Genomic DNA, 13,700 nt, shown 5'->3' with positions numbered 1-13,700 from the left:
GTTTACCCCCTAGACAGTTCTCATCGCGAATGGCGAGGTCCGCAACCTCGTGTCCACCACTTCCGACACGGCGGTGGTGTTGCGGATGGAGCTGTCCTTCGGGCGGGCGCTCTTCGGCACGAGGTACGCCGCCGACCCGAAGGAGTGCGCCGACCTCCTCGACGAGGCGGTCTCCGTCATGCAGGAGCGGGCTGACCGGTTCGCCGGCCTCCAGCGCTCGCACACCCCCACGGTCGATGACCCGTTCGTCCTGGTGCTCGTCGACGAGGTGGCGTTCCTGACCGCCTACCAGTCGGACAAGGGCCTGCGCCAGCGCATCACGGCGGCCCTGGCCACCCTGACGACACAGGGCCGGGCGGTTGGTGTCGGCGTGATGGCCGCGCTTCAGGACCCGCGCAAGGAGGTCATGAACATCCGCAACCTGTTCCCCGACAAGATCGCACTCCGTCTCGACGAGTCCGAACAGGTGGACATGGTCCTCGGCGACGGCGCACGCGACCGGGGTGCACTGGCCGACCGCATCTCACCCGTCCCCGAACTCGGCGCAGGTATCGGCTATGTCCGGCTGGAGACCTCCTCCGATCCCGTACGGATCCGGGCGGCCCACGTCTCCGATGCCGACATTCGGCAGATGGTCACCGAGTAAGGCAGCGAGGGAGACCGCTGATGCTTCCTTCACTCACCCTCGTTGACGAACCGGTGCAGACGGAAGCACGTGTGTTCGTCAGGCTGCACATCGGCCGACTCGACCCGATAGCGGCCCGGGGCGATGTCGATGCTGAGCGCCTCCGCTCCGAAGCCGTCTTGCCTGGGTTGATCGAGAGTTACATCGGCTCCCGGCAGGGCTGCATCCAGGAGAACCAGTGGACCGGAGATCTCAAAGATCGACCCCGTTTCCCATCGGGCATCCGTCACCGTCGCCAGCGCCCGAATGACATCGACTCCGGGATCGGCGTACATCCACTGCACGAACGTGTCCATATCAGGCAGGAAAGCAGTTGCAGCCGGCTCGTCTCCGAACATGAGCGCGTGGGAGTCTCGGCCGAACGGAATCACGTCGACAAAGTCGACGGCGCAGGCGCGTTCGTAATCCCCCTCGTAGCCGGTCCACCCTCCCACCGAACTCGTCTCTATGAGGGCCAAGGGCCCTCCCACCGACTCCGCCCAGATCATCCTTGTGAATCTCCCCGGCCGACCAGATCGCCTGTGAGTGCGCAGATGAGATCACACGCCAGCCAGGGCGGCAAGTGCAGCAGGTGGTCGGCATGAACGGCCTGGCGCACTTCCTCGACGGTCTGCGCTGCTCGGTCTGCGGCGCGCTCAACGTCCTGTGGCTCGACCCCCTGCGCGGCCTGGTCGAGTGCCACGAATGCGGCCAGACCGCCCTCACCATCCCCGAGGCCGCAGAGGAGGACAGTTGATCGACCTCACCGACGCCCAGCAGGCTGGGGGAGACCATCCGATCTCCCCCGCTCGGCTCAACGACCGGTCCACCCCCCGCACCGTCCGCATGGCTCAACCGCTGGCGCGGGACGTGGTCGAAGAGATCGCCAAGCAATACGGGGTGTGCATCCGCCCGGTTCCGCTCCGGCGGCAGGACATCCTCACCGGGCAGGTTGAGGTCATCGACGTTCCCTGCGGGGCCACCTTGGAGAGCAAGTGCCCGCCGTGTGCCAGGCACGGCTGGGTCACCGTCGGCATCAAGCCGGACGCTCCCCTGATCGCCGTCACCGGATGGTGAAGACGGAGGCGGAGGTCACACGCAAGGTCCGCGAACTGGAGGGCAAGCGCGAGACCGGGCAGGTGGCCAAGCCGGGCAAGGTCCCGACCGTCGCGGAGTGGATGCCGGAATACCTCGACGTGATCTGTTCACGGGTCTGGAGATCAAAAAGCCCCTCTCGCTGAAGCCAGCGAGAGGGGCTTTGAACTGCGGAGGCTCGGGGATTTGAACCCCGGATGGGCTTAAGACCCAAACCGCATTAGCAGCTCGGCTCTCGGCCGTCCCGCTCCGTTCCACCTGGACCAACACCGCTCGGCGGTCCTCCTGGAACGGCCTTGGACGGTGGGGAACTGCAACTAAAACTGCAACTAGAGCGGGCTTGTGACCTTCGCGGACGCGCACACCTCGCCCTCCGCGCATCCCGTATGCCGTCGACCCACCGCGAAGCGGCAGCGGGCCGGCGACGGAGGGGCAAGCCCGTCTTTGCGTGTACCTTAGCCGCTCGCCGTTCCTCGGCCATTGGACGCCAAGGGTCACAGACGGGCTTGAGCCGGAGGAGCCGGTCTGCTGGGCTATGCCTGGGTCGATGGCAGAAGGGATGCGCGGGCACCTACCTCAGCCACTTACGGCCGCCCTCTCCAGCTCGGGCGGCATCCCGGAGCCGGAGTGCCCCTGCCGGAGGCGAAAGAGAAGGGGTGGAAGATGCGAAGACGGCCGAGGGGACTGCTCCAAGCGGCCCTCAACAGCATCCTGGGGTCGCTCTGCGCAGGCTTCCTGTTGAGCCCCTTGGCCATGTGGCTGTTTCACGATAGGCGATGGCCATTCGAGTATGACTTCGGGTGGGACCACGTCCTCGCCTTCACGCTGATGAGCGGCATGCTTGGAGTGCTGCACGAGATTCGCGACAAGTGGGCCCGCAGAAAATCGGCAGGGCGTGAGCTCGGCGTCGATGGAGATCAGGGAAAGCGGGGCACGTCCGACGGAGTGTTGTAGCGCGTCGGGGGCGGCAGAGTGGACTGGCGGCGGTGCGGCCAGCCTGGTCGGCGGGCGCGTTTGGTACGGAGTGGCGGGCGTGCGGCGGGCGGCCCGAGCCGCTGCCGGCCGGGACCGGCCCCCAGGCCGCATGCCCGGACGGCGGGCGGGCGCGGGGCCGCGGTGCGGCGGCGCGCCGCGCCGCCGCCTTGACTCTCAAAAGGGCAATTCGGCAGTATCGGCGATCAAGTTTCCTAGCATTCTAGGCAAGAGTAAAGGTCCCAGCTGCATGCAAATCAAGAAATCTACGATGGAGAGTGCCTACAATGTCTTCGACTGTCCGAAAGTTATGCAGGTCCTCACTGGTTAGGACAAGCATCTTGATGCCTTCAGCCAGAAGCAGAGCCCCTTGCTGCATCGCCGCAGTCTTGTCGATAGGGTCACCTGTGACTCCGTTGGCGGCTACTAGAACACCAAGCGAGCAACCTCGATGACGAATTTTCATGCCGAAAAATGCCACCGCGCTGGAGTCAACTTTCTGACTCCAGTTCTTACATTCGATGAGAAAAATATCGGGCAGCATCCGCAGCCCATTCTCTAGGCGGAAGTTACCTACAGATAAGTCAACTTCCTCCGACTGAAACGTGTTCAAGGAGTTTCGCTGCACCTGGCAGCCAGGAACGTGAGTGAACAAATAATCAATGACGTCCTCATAGGCGCGGCCTCGGACCTGAGCACTTCTTGTTGAATCTTCTGCGACAGAAAGGAGACCTGACAGCTTTGCCGCATCAAACGCTTCCATGCGCCCTCGGCCTGTGAATAAGCTCGTTTCTGAGATTTACGATGACATCTTTAAGGGGTACTTCCGCCAGGCGCTCAATAAGCTCATAAGCAGATAGCGTCACAACGGGAAAGCCACGGCTAATCGCTTTCCTCGCGAGCGGCTCTGCGAGGTCGCAATAAATAATAATGGCAAAGTTGAGGGCTCTACGAGCCATCGCCACAGCCAGATGTTCAGTCGCCACTTCCAGGGCGTTACTGCTGATATGCCTATCGAACTTAGCTTGCAATAGAACTGGCCCGCCTACTACCTGGCTGGCCCCATCCACCCATGCCGCTAAATCGTATCCTTCGTCTCCAGCGGATACGGTTGAGACTTGCGCTCCCTCAGTTACAAAGAGATCTCTTAGAAAGATCTCATACTGACGGAGCAGTCCTCTCCAGCGCTCACCGGAGAAGTCTGACCCCTGGGAGATGAGATCGTCGAGCCTCTGGCGCATATCCTCAAGATTTCGGCCACCAAGAGATTGCTCTTCAAAATTGCGGCTCGACCCCGGATGCTGAAACGTCATCCGGCGAGGAGCGACCCGCCTAAGCCTTCTCGCGAACTGCCTCATGTGCAGTGAGATTGCGTCCGCATTATCGAGGTCCACCTCGACTCGATGCAACCCTGCAATAGCAAGCGGAATTGGCCTAGCGGGCTGGGAAAATAGAATTAGCGGAAGTTTCCGCCCAAGCGCCACTCCGATCTCTACATAGATTGCCGGCGGTTCCTCATGCTCTGCACCCTCAAGCACAGCGCATACAAAGTCAATTCCGGGAACTTCTTCCGTCAGCCAGTCAACACTCAGATCTCGGCTTGAGATGAAGTCGATACCAAGAGAAGCGAGGACCTCCGGAATTGCTGTAGAGGTCGGATCGCTAGCGGTCAACAGACATCGCACAGTGGACACGTTACCTCAAAAAGGAGCAGGTTGAGTCTTGCAAGCTAGGGTCCCAAATGCGGCAAGAAGGACGGTGAGACCCATAACCGGCTGATGGTCAGACGAAGCGGGCTGGCGCCAACAGGCTTGGAAGGGGGGAGGCCGTCCCATATGTCACTCATCTCCAGCTTCGTCAGAGTCGTCCCCTAAGCGCTCAGGGTTCCGCGTCATTGCCCTACTGGACCTGAGAGCTGTCCGTTGCTGCACAAGAGCATGACGATTCGCCAACCAGGCGGCAGCGAGTGCAAGCGACATGATCATACGATCCGAGAGGCAGCGCCCGGGCACGACCGACCTTCTCGGCGGTAAGATCACGCAAAACCTGCACTGATTATTCCACTAAAGACCTGGTCAGGCCAGCACTCGAAGGCTATTCTGGTAAGCATGGGGCACAGATACAGAGAATCTTACCACTTCGAGGCAGGATTGGAGCAGGCAGTAGTTGATCTGGTTCGAGTGGGCGCGAGTGGGTTCGGCTCGGGTGTCCGTCAGCTAGCCACTCGCCTGGTTAGGACAGTTCCTCCAGAGGTTAAAGATCCACAAGCCTTCCGCTCAGCACTCCATCAGGCCCTCTCTGAGTCAAGCAGGCCACCCGGCTTGCGCTTCGCCTCAGGCCAGATCCCTGCAGATGAAGGGGCCCACCCGCTCGTCACCGTAGACCCCACACCCGACGGAGATGGGTTGGTCTTGACGCAAGCTGCGATGACTGAACTTAGCGAGGTCGTGGAGGAGCGTCGGCGTGCTGACGAATTGGCTCATGCCGGTGTAGGGCTCACCAGAACCATCTTGCTTAGCGGGCCTCCGGGGGTCGGCAAGACGATGGCCGCTAGATGGCTGGCCGGCCGCATGGAGCTACCGCTGGTGACGATGGACCTCGCAGGGGTGGTCTCGAGCCTACTGGGTAACTCTGGACGAAATATCAAGTCGGTGCTTGACTATGCGAAGTCTGGCACATGCGTACTTCTCCTAGATGAGTTCGATGCCATAGCTAAGCGTCGGGACGACGAGACAGACATCGGCGAGTTGAAGCGGGTGGTCAACGTGATCCTGGTCGAACTTGACCGATGGCCCGATACCAGCTTGTTGGTGGCTGCTACTAACCATTCGCAACTGCTAGATCCGGCGGTAGGCCGTCGATTCGATAGGGTCGTCGAGGTTCCTCTGCCAGGGCGGCAAGAACGCGAGTCAATAATGGCCCACCTGGCATCAGGACTAGAGCTGAAAGACCCCCGCATCATACGCGTAGTAGCGGAATGCACAGGGAGTTTCACTGGGTCCGACCTAACACGGCTTTGGAATTCAGCTCGCCGCCGGTCGATCCTCAATGGTACGACCATGGAAGAAGAGATTCTTGCAGAGCTTTCCAGGAGTACCCAACCGGATCGGTCTGCACGGGACAAACTTTGGCTGATGCTAGCGGACTACTTGGGCATGTCCAACCGACAAATAGCAGCCTGCGCAGGAGTCAGTCATCCCACCGTTAGTGCTGCTCTTAAGCGTGCGAAGGGTGCGTTATGACAGATGGCCTGAATGCGGGCCCCCAGAGGAGGCTCCTGACCAATGGCGAAGCGTTAAGAGTAGAAGTTACCGCTCCGCGAACAGCAGGGGGAGATAAGTACGAGCCCCAGACACCCGAGCAGGCGAGAACGCTACTTCTGCCTCAAATTCAGACTGTCGTAGCTTCGGTTCGCGGCCTCCCAGCAACTCATCGCGCAGACAGCCACGTCTACGTTGAAGCCCGTTTGTTGCCGAACTACATAGCTGCAAGCCATTTTCCAACAGACCTGCTCAATCATTTCGGGGCAATCCCCGTGGGATCGCGCGCCGACTCTGCTGTCCATAGGACGAAGTCCCGTACCATCAAGACCGGAACGCGGCGCCTTGTGCTTGCAGTACAGGACACGGGGTTAGACGCTTTAGAGAGACTCGTCCTACATCGCGGCAGTAACAGAAGTGAAAGGCAAGCATTCTCGGAGATACGCAAACTAGATGAGTTCGCCCTCGCCGACGCAAGCTCGATTATTCGTGGCCACCCCGAAGAGCCTGGAGCGGACATTACCTGGGAAGCCGTTCTGCACCCAGCGCCCTCCTTTTCGGCAGAGCCAGTGCCACTGGACGATGGAACGCTTGATAAGTGGCTCACACTCATTGAGAATCTCGGGGGGCGCGCGTATCCCGACTACATTCGCAGGACCGGCGGTTTAACTTTCACTCCCGTAACTATTCCTGAGGACGTCGTCGGAGCTATAGTACAATTCAACCCACTCCGGGCGCTGCGTCCCATGCCGACTATCAGGCCACGCCCTCGCTTTGGTACGCGCAATCTGGGTCGCCTTGTGCCGCCCACAGACTCCACACCAGCCATGCCCGCTCCACGTGTGGCTGTTTTCGACGGAGGAATAGACAGCCGAGCGTCTTTACCTAGTCTCTTCCCAGAGGCTTGTGTTGACTTGACGCCGGAACCCCCCACGCCCGACGAGATCGATCACGGGACTGGCGTAACCGGCGCCGTAATGTATGGGCTTTCCCGCCCGGGAACGCAGGCTCCTCAACCGCCTTTGCCTGTTACCAGCTACCGAGTGTTACCTGCGCCCGACGTTCCCGGGGACCTTGATGGGTACTGGGTTTTGGATCAAATCAAGAAGGCAGTTGTTGACGGCGATTACAAAATCGTGAATCTTAGCCTGGGTCCCACCCTCGCGGTCGAAGACACGATGGAGCCAAACCGATGGACCAGCGAACTCGACCAGTTGGCCTGGGAGAACGACGTTCTTTTCGTGATCGCTGCTGGTAATGATGGGGAGCAGGATCGAGCCACTGGTTTACATCGTATCCAAGTCCCAGGGGATATGGTCAACGGACTGACCGTTGGCGCCTGCGATGCAGCTCCGCCAAATAAGCCGTGGAGTCGTGCGCCATATTCCTCGATGGGACCTGGGCGACAGGGGAGTCGCATCCAGCCTATCGGCGTTCAATTCGGCGGCGTCGATGCCGATATGTATCCCGTGATTAGGGCTGACGGGACGTTCCTGCAATCTCTTGGAACTAGCTTCGCAGCACCTCTCACCACTCACGCGTTAGCAGATTTGGCGACGAGGCTTCCAAATCCCACCCCAAGCGTATTGCGCGCATTTGCTGCCCACTTCACGGATCGCCCCCGAAACCACAGGGTCCTTCAAGACGAGATCGGGTTCGGCCGCATCCCCTTAAATTTCGCCGATTTGCTCGATTGCGAGCCAAACGAAGTGCATATCTTATACGCCGATGAAATCGAGCGCGGCGAGTTGATCGGTTACAGGGTGCCAATTCCATCCGAGTCGCAGTCTCACCTTGCCGTTCGGATCACTCTCGCATACGCATCACCAATAGAGCCTACCCAACCCACCGAATACACCTGCGCTGCTCTTGAATTGGCATTTCGACCCCACCATCACATCTATCGATTTCGACCACCGAAAGAGAGCGGCGGGAGGGACGTGGAGTTGGACATGACGTCACCTGAAGCTCTCGCCTTAATTCAAGCCGGCTGGCAAATGGGCCAAGAGCCCGTAACTAAGGGCTTAGGTAGTTCAAATCGCCTCCCCGAGCATCAGCTACGCGATGGAGGAAAGTGGGAAACGTTGCGCCATGCACGTATCACGTTGAATAGCGAGGACTACGAGGAACCGCGACTTGAGATTTCCTATGTAGCACGCCGGGGGGGAGGTCTCGACAGAGCGCCGACCAAGGTCCCTTTTGCCCTACTCATATCGGTAATGGATAAGTCTCCCGAGAGCGATTTATACGATCAGACCATCGCACAGTACCCGGCACTACAACCCTTGCAGCCTATTACGACCCGCGTCCGCCTGCACACACAGCAGTGAGCTCTAATTTATAAATGCGGAACTGCAACAACCATTCGCCATATACACCGTTATCCGGCGAAGGGCTACTCCAATGTGCTAGAAAGCTGCAATGGAGGATAGGCGCGACCGGTTACGAGAGCTTGGGGAACTGCTGCGGCGGCTTCGTAAGGATGCAGGGCTCACAGGCAAGGAGCTGGCGCAGGTGGCCGGGGTAGCGCAACCGACGATCTCCCGGATAGAGACTGGGCGGCTTCTGCCTACGCCGGAGACGGTTGAGCGGGTGGCCGCGGCTCTCCAGCTCGACCGGGACGCGCGTCGGGAGTTGGACGCGCTGCTCGTGCGGCTGCGTGATGAGGTGTCCCGGCTTAAGGGTGGGCTTGCTGGCCGGGAGGCGGCGAACGCGGCGCGGGTGCGTTCGTCGAAGTGGATGGCGGTCTTTGCCTCGGCGATGGTTCCGGCTCTGTTGCAGACGGCGGAGTATGCGCGGCTGGCGGTGGCGATCGGCCGGGATATGGATGAGGACGATGCGGCCAAGGCCGCAGCCGTACGGGTTGATGCTCAGGCGGTGCTGTTTGAGGAGGGCCGGCGGTTCGCGTTCGTGCTGACTGAGGGCGCGGTGCGTACGTGGCCGGGGTCGCCGTCGTTGATGCTGGCGCAGCTCGACCGGTTAGCTCAGGTGTCGACGTTGCCGCATGTCCGGCTCGGCGTCGTGCCGTGGAAGACAGAGGCACCGGCCTTCCCGCTGCACGGGTTCACCATCTACGACGGGTCCGTGAGCGTGGTCGAGAGCCTGACCGGTGACATCACGCTGACCGAGGCAGGGGAACTCAGCACGCATGAGGAAGCGTTCGGGGCGTTCGCGGATGCGGCCGTGTACGGGGATGGCCTGCGGGCGCTGCTGGGTGAAATCGGGGCGGACTTCCGGAAGCTCGCCAACCAGCTCGACGACTGACGCATTTATGCGTCGCATTCCTTGAGATGCTTCTAGCGTTGGTCATACGCTCCTGTGTGTAGGCATGTCTAGTCCCCTATACGACGGAGCGTGTCCATGCCCGCATGGCGCCTGTCCCGGCACTTCCTCGGCCGTCCCGCCTCGGTCACCGAGGCCCGCCGCTTCATCACCTCAACCCTCGGCACCTGGCCGGTTGCCGAGGCGGCCGAACTCATCGTGAGCGAACTGGCGACCAACGCCGTCCGCCACACCGCCTCGGCCCGGTTCGGCGGCAAGTTCACCGTCAGCATCCAGGCCGAACCTGATCAGGTCTGGCTCGGTGTCGTCGACGAGGGCGGCGCCGAAGTTCCCCGGCTCGTCCGACCCAGTGACGACGAAGGCGGCCGGGGCCTGCTGCTGGTCGCCAACCTGGCCGACAACTGGGGTGTGTACGGCAACCACGCCGGCCGTACCGTTTGGGCCCTGCTCAAGGTCGACCCCATCGCAGCCGCGCAGGCGGCCTGCCGGTCATGAGCTGCCTAAGCCCGCACGTTCCCGACCGCCGGCAGCCCGGGTGCAAGAAGCTGGCGTGGTTCGAACCCTGGGGCGGGGCGCGGGTGCGGGTCGTCGCCTGGACCTGCGACTGCCTCGCCATCGTTTACGAGCTGTGCCAGGCGGGCGGGCAAGGGTTCATCCGGCGCACCCTCCAGAACGAGACCGCACCCGAGACCCGGGAGACCCACCGCTGGCCCATCCCGCAGGCACGTGACGTCTGGGCCGCGTTGCTGACAGGAATGGCGCGGTGAGCCCGCGCGGTGTCCCCAACCGGCGCTCAGCGATCCGGGCCGTGGACCCAACAACCGGCAAACCAGCCAAAACCGTACTGTCAAGAGGGATAGACGACATTTCGTCTAGGGCCCTAGACTCGGATGCGCGCCACCAAGGAGGAACCGTGCCACCGAGTGACCTGGACAAGATCGCCGCGATCGACGATCCCTATCTGCTGCTCCGGGTCGCCACCGAACGACTCAACGCCGCCCAGCAAGAAGTCACCGAACTGGCCCGGCTCCGCCGTCGCGTCATTCAGGAGCTTCACGCCCAAGGCATGTCGTACGCGCAGATCGCCGAGAAGGCCGGCCTGTCGCGCGGGCGTATCCACCAGATCCGCCACACCGGCCCTGCTCCCGAGGGCGCCTTCCTGGGCACAGGGAGAATCACGGTAGCCACGCCTCTCAAGCAAGAGGCCGACAACGCTCGCCCTGTGGTCGCGATGGAAGACGTCGCCGCCTCCAAGCGACTGGAGGACCTGGCGCGCGGCTTCGGCCTCACCGTCGAGTTGGAACACGTCCCCCTGACCGGCCAGATCGATCTCAACCGGCCGGGGCTGATCGTGATCTGTGGCCCGCGGCTGTCGCCGGTCATGGGCGCACTGTATGAGTCCGATCCCGTTCTGGAGTGGGTGAAGGACGGCGCGTGGACGCTGCGCGACAGCCGTACGGGCAACGTCTACCGGTCGGGCACCGACTCGGCCCCGTCCCGGCCGGTTGACTACGCCTATCTCGGTCGCCTCGCTCGGCCGGACGGGCAGGGCAACGTCCTGGTGTTCACCGGCATCCACCCGCAAGGCACCCTCGGCGTCGTCCATCTGATCAGTACCGAGATCAACACGCTGTGGGGGCAGGTGGCCGATCGCCGGTTCTCCTGTGTCGTCGGCGTTGAATACGACCCCCGCACTGGGGAACCGGTGAGAGCGGAACTGGCAAGCCCGCTGTATCGGCACGACGAGGACTGAACGACAGGAGGACACACCGTGCGCGTCGCCCTCGCCACCGAACCCGCCGCCCCCGGCCGCGAGAACGAAGACTTCGTCGCCGCGACGCCTGAGGCGGTGGTTCTCCTCGATGGTTCGGGCACCCCGGCGGGGTCGGAGTCGGGGTGCACACATGGTGTGGCCTGGTACGCGCGCACGCTCGGTTCGACCCTCCTCGCCTCGATGACCCAAAGCGCCGGCTCGTTGAGCGAGCTACTTGCCGAGGGCATCAAGGCCACGACATCCCTGCACGACTTCACTTGCGACGTCAGCCATCCCGGGTCCCCCTCGGCCACCGTGGTCATGCTGCGCCGTAGCGGCGACTTCCTCGACTGGCTCGTCCTGGCCGACTCCGTGCTCATCCTCGACACCGGCGAGCCAGAACCAACCGTGATCTCTGATGACCGCGAAGCCCAGGTCGGCGCCGCCTACCGGGAACGGATGGACTCCCTCGACTCCACCAGCCCCGAACACGTCGCCGCACACCGCGAGTACGTCGAGACCCTGCGCAACCATAGAAACCGCGACGGCGGCTTCTGGGTCGCCTCCGTCGATCCCCTCGCCGCCGAACAAGCCCTCACCGGCAGCATGCCGGTTCACGAGGTCCGGGCAGCGGCGCTCCTCAGCGACGGAGCATCCCGCCTCGTCGACCGCTTCCGCCTCGCCACCTGGCGCGACCTCCTCGACCTCCTCGATAAGGCCGGACCCGACGAACTGATCCGCCAGGTCCGAGCCGCCGAGCAGTCCGACCCCCACGGGCAACGGTGGCCGCGAGGCAAGACCTACGACGATGCGGCTGCTGCCTACTGCCGCTCTTGAGAGAACTTGCCTAACGCGTCATCGGTGATCCCGTGCGAAACTTTGGCGCATGACAAGGTCCCTGCCATTCGGCGGTTCGGCTCGGACGATTCGAGTACGCCCGTGAGTGATGACGTCCTGTCGATCATCCCGACCGATCCACACTGGCAGCCCGCACGGGACGCGGCCGAACGTGCTGCGGCAATCATGGCGGATCTGGCTCCGGGCGAGCCAGGGGGCATGGATGCGGAAGTAGACGCGACGTGGCACGACAACGTCGCGGTCGTCGCCTGTGGCGCGAACCTGGAAAGGATTGGCTGCCCGCACTGCGGCGCCTCGATTGACATCGAATGGTGGCAAGATCTCCTAGACGCCTACTTCGACGAGGGCTTTGCGAACCTCGCCGTCAAGACCCCTTGCTGTGGTGCCGACTCATCGCTCAATGCCCTGGAATACGACTGGCCATGCGGCTTCGCCCGCTTCGAGATTGCCGTCTGGAATCCCCAACGCGCCTGGTTCAGTGACGAGGAACTAGCCGTCCTTGGTGCCGCGCTCGGACATCCCGTGCGACAGATTCGCGCCCATATCTGACGTTCTTATCGCACCCTACTTCCCTGGTATACAACCTCTCCCACGACTTTCGTTTACCCCCCTAGACACTTGGGGTAGATGGAAGCTATCGTCTTCCGCATAGCCCCCTAGACAGTTCCCAAGGTGGACCGGCCACCAGTGTCTAGGGGGGTCGACAAGGAGGTGGTGAACGATGGCACTGCAAGGACCCATCCCGATCAGCTTCGAGCTGCTGTTCCCGCACGGCTGCTACGTCGTGGGCGAGGTGACCGCGGCGAAGGACTTCGACGCCAAGCGGGACACCCAGGCCAAGGACAAGCTGACCGGACTCCCGGTCTGGCAGGTCCCGGTGATGGACGCCGACCCCTCGCTCAAGGCCGCGCAGAAGACGGTGACCGTGAAGATCCTCGCCGAGGTTCAGCCGGTCGTCCCGCCGTCGCTGCCCGGGGTGCCGCTGGCCCCGGCCGAGTTCGAAGGGCTGGAGGTCAAGCCGTACGTCCATCAGGCGACGGGGCGGCTGGCCTACTCGATCTCGGCTCGGGCGATGCGGGCCCCGCGCACGGGCACCGCCGGCAAGACCGGCAACGCTGCGAAGGACGCGGCGTGATGGGGCGTCGGACGGTGCGGCCCTCTGCCGTGATCAGCCTCAACACCGGGGGCGGCGCCTCGGCCAAGACCATGCCGTACCCGGCCCGTACCCCGGTGCTGGCGCTGGACTTCGGCGCGACCTCGGTCCTGGTGACCACCTCCGACAGTGACCAGGTCAGCCCGGCCGATGTCGAGTTCGCCCGGCAGCTCGCCCGTGAGGCGGCCTCGTTCGCCCGGTCGGTCGAGCGGCGGTTTCACGGCCTGGCCAACGGTCGCGGGGTGGCCTGATGGCACACAGTCCCTACACCCACGTGTCGATGTCGATCGACCCCGGACGCCGTCCGCGCATCGGTGTCTCGTTCTACACGCCGGTCCTGCGGGCGGGTGCTCGGGTGCTGGAGTCCGGGCGGCCGTTCCTGTCGCTGGAGTCAGGCGAGGCGGACGTGACGGTCTCGACCACCGGGGCCGGACCGGTCACCGCCGGAGACGTGGAGGTCGCGCGGCAGATCTTCAACGCCGCCGCGCGGTACCTGGCCGACTGCGAGCGCATGCACGCCGACCAGTCGGCCGACTCCGAGCAGCTCACCACGTCCGTCGTCGGCGAGACGGCGGCCTGAGATGCAAGCGGGGCCGCAGGAAGCGGCAACTTCCGGCGGCCCCTCAACTCTCCCTGACTGCGAAATCACGAGAGGACACGAAG

The 13,700-nt window shown here is 62.9% G+C and carries 17 protein-coding genes and 1 pseudogene; 15 read left to right on the top strand and 3 right to left on the bottom strand.

Annotation, left to right across the window (positions count from 1 at the left end):
- Positions 1 to 82: 82 nt before the first annotated feature.
- Positions 83 to 646: pseudogene (locus QSK36_RS11755) on the top strand (cell division protein FtsK); the annotation flags it as partial.
- Between the two features lie 29 nt (positions 647 to 675).
- Here the strand turns inward: QSK36_RS11755 and QSK36_RS11750 are convergent.
- Complete coding sequence (locus QSK36_RS11750; RefSeq protein ID WP_285782407.1) at positions 676 to 1,173, bottom strand: Imm21 family immunity protein; 498 nt, start codon at positions 1,171 to 1,173, stop codon at positions 676 to 678.
- Between the two features lie 92 nt (positions 1,174 to 1,265).
- On the opposite strand from QSK36_RS11750, the gene QSK36_RS11745 reads away from it, so the two are divergent.
- Genes QSK36_RS11745 through QSK36_RS11735 form a run of 3 tightly spaced genes read left to right on the top strand, consistent with a single transcriptional unit; the run spans position 1,266 to position 1,905 of the window.
- The gene (locus QSK36_RS11745) at positions 1,266 to 1,421 is read left to right on the top strand and encodes a hypothetical protein (protein WP_285782406.1); all 156 of its coding nucleotides are present in this window, start codon (positions 1,266 to 1,268) and stop codon (positions 1,419 to 1,421) included.
- The gene (locus QSK36_RS43450) at positions 1,418 to 1,741 is read left to right on the top strand and encodes a replication initiator (protein ID WP_352240114.1); all 324 of its coding nucleotides are present in this window, start codon (positions 1,418 to 1,420) and stop codon (positions 1,739 to 1,741) included. Before QSK36_RS11745 ends, QSK36_RS43450 begins: the two co-directional genes overlap by 4 nt.
- The gene (locus QSK36_RS11735; RefSeq protein WP_285782405.1) at positions 1,735 to 1,905 is read left to right on the top strand and encodes a hypothetical protein; all 171 of its coding nucleotides are present in this window, start codon (positions 1,735 to 1,737) and stop codon (positions 1,903 to 1,905) included. The genes QSK36_RS43450 and QSK36_RS11735 overlap by 7 nt, the downstream gene beginning before the upstream one ends.
- 1,049 nt (positions 1,906 to 2,954) lie before the next feature.
- On the opposite strand, the gene QSK36_RS11730 is transcribed toward QSK36_RS11735, so the two are convergent.
- Both QSK36_RS11730 and QSK36_RS11725 read right to left on the bottom strand, forming a co-directional pair.
- Positions 2,955 to 3,494 (bottom strand): restriction endonuclease, encoded by a 540-nt coding sequence (locus QSK36_RS11730; RefSeq protein ID WP_285782404.1) that lies wholly within the window; start codon positions 3,492 to 3,494, stop codon positions 2,955 to 2,957.
- A complete protein-coding gene (locus QSK36_RS11725; RefSeq protein WP_285782403.1) occupies positions 3,481 to 4,416 on the bottom strand; it encodes a hypothetical protein in 936 nt (311 codons plus the stop codon). Before QSK36_RS11725 ends, QSK36_RS11730 begins: the two co-directional genes overlap by 14 nt.
- Before the next feature lie 423 nt (positions 4,417 to 4,839).
- Here QSK36_RS11725 and QSK36_RS43445 point away from each other — a divergent pair, with 423 nt between their 5' ends.
- From QSK36_RS43445 to QSK36_RS11675, 11 genes are all read left to right on the top strand, one after another.
- A complete protein-coding gene (locus QSK36_RS43445; RefSeq protein WP_352240111.1) occupies positions 4,840 to 5,973 on the top strand; it encodes an AAA family ATPase in 1,134 nt (377 codons plus the stop codon).
- Complete coding sequence (locus tag QSK36_RS43440) at positions 5,970 to 8,321, top strand: S8 family peptidase (protein WP_352240109.1); 2,352 nt, start codon at positions 5,970 to 5,972, stop codon at positions 8,319 to 8,321. The genes QSK36_RS43445 and QSK36_RS43440 overlap by 4 nt, the downstream gene beginning before the upstream one ends.
- A 91-nt stretch (positions 8,322 to 8,412) precedes the next feature.
- Entirely contained in the window at positions 8,413 to 9,255 is an 843-nt protein-coding gene (locus QSK36_RS11715) for a helix-turn-helix domain-containing protein (protein ID WP_285782401.1), read from the top strand.
- 96 nt (positions 9,256 to 9,351) lie between these two features.
- Entirely contained in the window at positions 9,352 to 9,768 is a 417-nt protein-coding gene (locus tag QSK36_RS11710) for an ATP-binding protein (protein WP_285782400.1), read from the top strand.
- The gene (locus QSK36_RS11705; protein WP_285782399.1) at positions 9,765 to 10,040 is read left to right on the top strand and encodes a hypothetical protein; all 276 of its coding nucleotides are present in this window, start codon (positions 9,765 to 9,767) and stop codon (positions 10,038 to 10,040) included. Before QSK36_RS11710 ends, QSK36_RS11705 begins: the two co-directional genes overlap by 4 nt.
- A gap of 146 nt (positions 10,041 to 10,186) precedes the next feature.
- Positions 10,187 to 11,026 (top strand): sigma factor-like helix-turn-helix DNA-binding protein, encoded by an 840-nt coding sequence (locus QSK36_RS11700; protein WP_285782398.1) that lies wholly within the window; start codon positions 10,187 to 10,189, stop codon positions 11,024 to 11,026.
- A gap of 18 nt (positions 11,027 to 11,044) precedes the next feature.
- Positions 11,045 to 11,863, top strand: coding sequence for a protein phosphatase 2C domain-containing protein (locus QSK36_RS11695; RefSeq protein WP_285782397.1), 819 nt, complete (start codon positions 11,045 to 11,047; stop codon positions 11,861 to 11,863).
- A gap of 102 nt (positions 11,864 to 11,965) precedes the next feature.
- The gene (locus tag QSK36_RS11690) at positions 11,966 to 12,433 is read left to right on the top strand and encodes a hypothetical protein (protein ID WP_285782396.1); all 468 of its coding nucleotides are present in this window, start codon (positions 11,966 to 11,968) and stop codon (positions 12,431 to 12,433) included.
- A gap of 172 nt (positions 12,434 to 12,605) precedes the next feature.
- Complete coding sequence (locus QSK36_RS11685; protein ID WP_285782395.1) at positions 12,606 to 13,019, top strand: plasmid replication, integration and excision activator; 414 nt, start codon at positions 12,606 to 12,608, stop codon at positions 13,017 to 13,019.
- Positions 13,019 to 13,288, top strand: a complete 270-nt coding sequence (locus QSK36_RS11680) for a hypothetical protein (RefSeq protein WP_285782394.1) — start codon at positions 13,019 to 13,021, stop codon at positions 13,286 to 13,288. The genes QSK36_RS11685 and QSK36_RS11680 overlap by 1 nt, the downstream gene beginning before the upstream one ends.
- A complete protein-coding gene (locus tag QSK36_RS11675; protein WP_285782393.1) occupies positions 13,288 to 13,617 on the top strand; it encodes a hypothetical protein in 330 nt (109 codons plus the stop codon). The genes QSK36_RS11680 and QSK36_RS11675 overlap by 1 nt, the downstream gene beginning before the upstream one ends.
- Positions 13,618 to 13,700: the final 83 nt, after the last annotated feature.

This window comes from Microbispora sp. NBRC 16548, from assembly GCF_030268985.1.
Classification (GTDB): domain Bacteria; phylum Actinomycetota; class Actinomycetes; order Streptosporangiales; family Streptosporangiaceae; genus Microbispora; species Microbispora catharanthi.
The sequence above is the reverse complement of the archived record's forward strand: the minus strand, read 5'-3'. Positions and strand labels throughout refer to the sequence as shown.

Bases quoted from the DNA above. Each gene is read 5' to 3' on its own strand.
- QSK36_RS11750 (WP_285782407.1), bottom strand. From the start codon at position 1,173: ATGATCTGGGCGGAGTCGGTGGGAGGGCCCTTGGCCCTCATAGAGACG.
- QSK36_RS11745 (WP_285782406.1), top strand. From the start codon at position 1,266: ATGAACGGCCTGGCGCACTTCCTCGACGGTCTGCGCTGCTCGGTCTGC.
- QSK36_RS11735 (WP_285782405.1), top strand. From the start codon at position 1,735: ATGGTGAAGACGGAGGCGGAGGTCACACGCAAGGTCCGCGAACTGGAG.
- QSK36_RS11730 (WP_285782404.1), bottom strand. From the start codon at position 3,494: ATGGAAGCGTTTGATGCGGCAAAGCTGTCAGGTCTCCTTTCTGTCGCA.
- QSK36_RS43445 (WP_352240111.1), top strand. From the start codon at position 4,840: ATGGGGCACAGATACAGAGAATCTTACCACTTCGAGGCAGGATTGGAG.
- QSK36_RS43440 (WP_352240109.1), top strand. From the start codon at position 5,970: ATGACAGATGGCCTGAATGCGGGCCCCCAGAGGAGGCTCCTGACCAAT.
- QSK36_RS11715 (WP_285782401.1), top strand. From the start codon at position 8,413: ATGGAGGATAGGCGCGACCGGTTACGAGAGCTTGGGGAACTGCTGCGG.
- QSK36_RS11710 (WP_285782400.1), top strand. From the start codon at position 9,352: ATGCCCGCATGGCGCCTGTCCCGGCACTTCCTCGGCCGTCCCGCCTCG.
- QSK36_RS11705 (WP_285782399.1), top strand. From the start codon at position 9,765: ATGAGCTGCCTAAGCCCGCACGTTCCCGACCGCCGGCAGCCCGGGTGC.
- QSK36_RS11685 (WP_285782395.1), top strand. From the start codon at position 12,606: ATGGCACTGCAAGGACCCATCCCGATCAGCTTCGAGCTGCTGTTCCCG.
- QSK36_RS11680 (WP_285782394.1), top strand. From the start codon at position 13,019: ATGGGGCGTCGGACGGTGCGGCCCTCTGCCGTGATCAGCCTCAACACC.
- QSK36_RS11675 (WP_285782393.1), top strand. From the start codon at position 13,288: ATGGCACACAGTCCCTACACCCACGTGTCGATGTCGATCGACCCCGGA.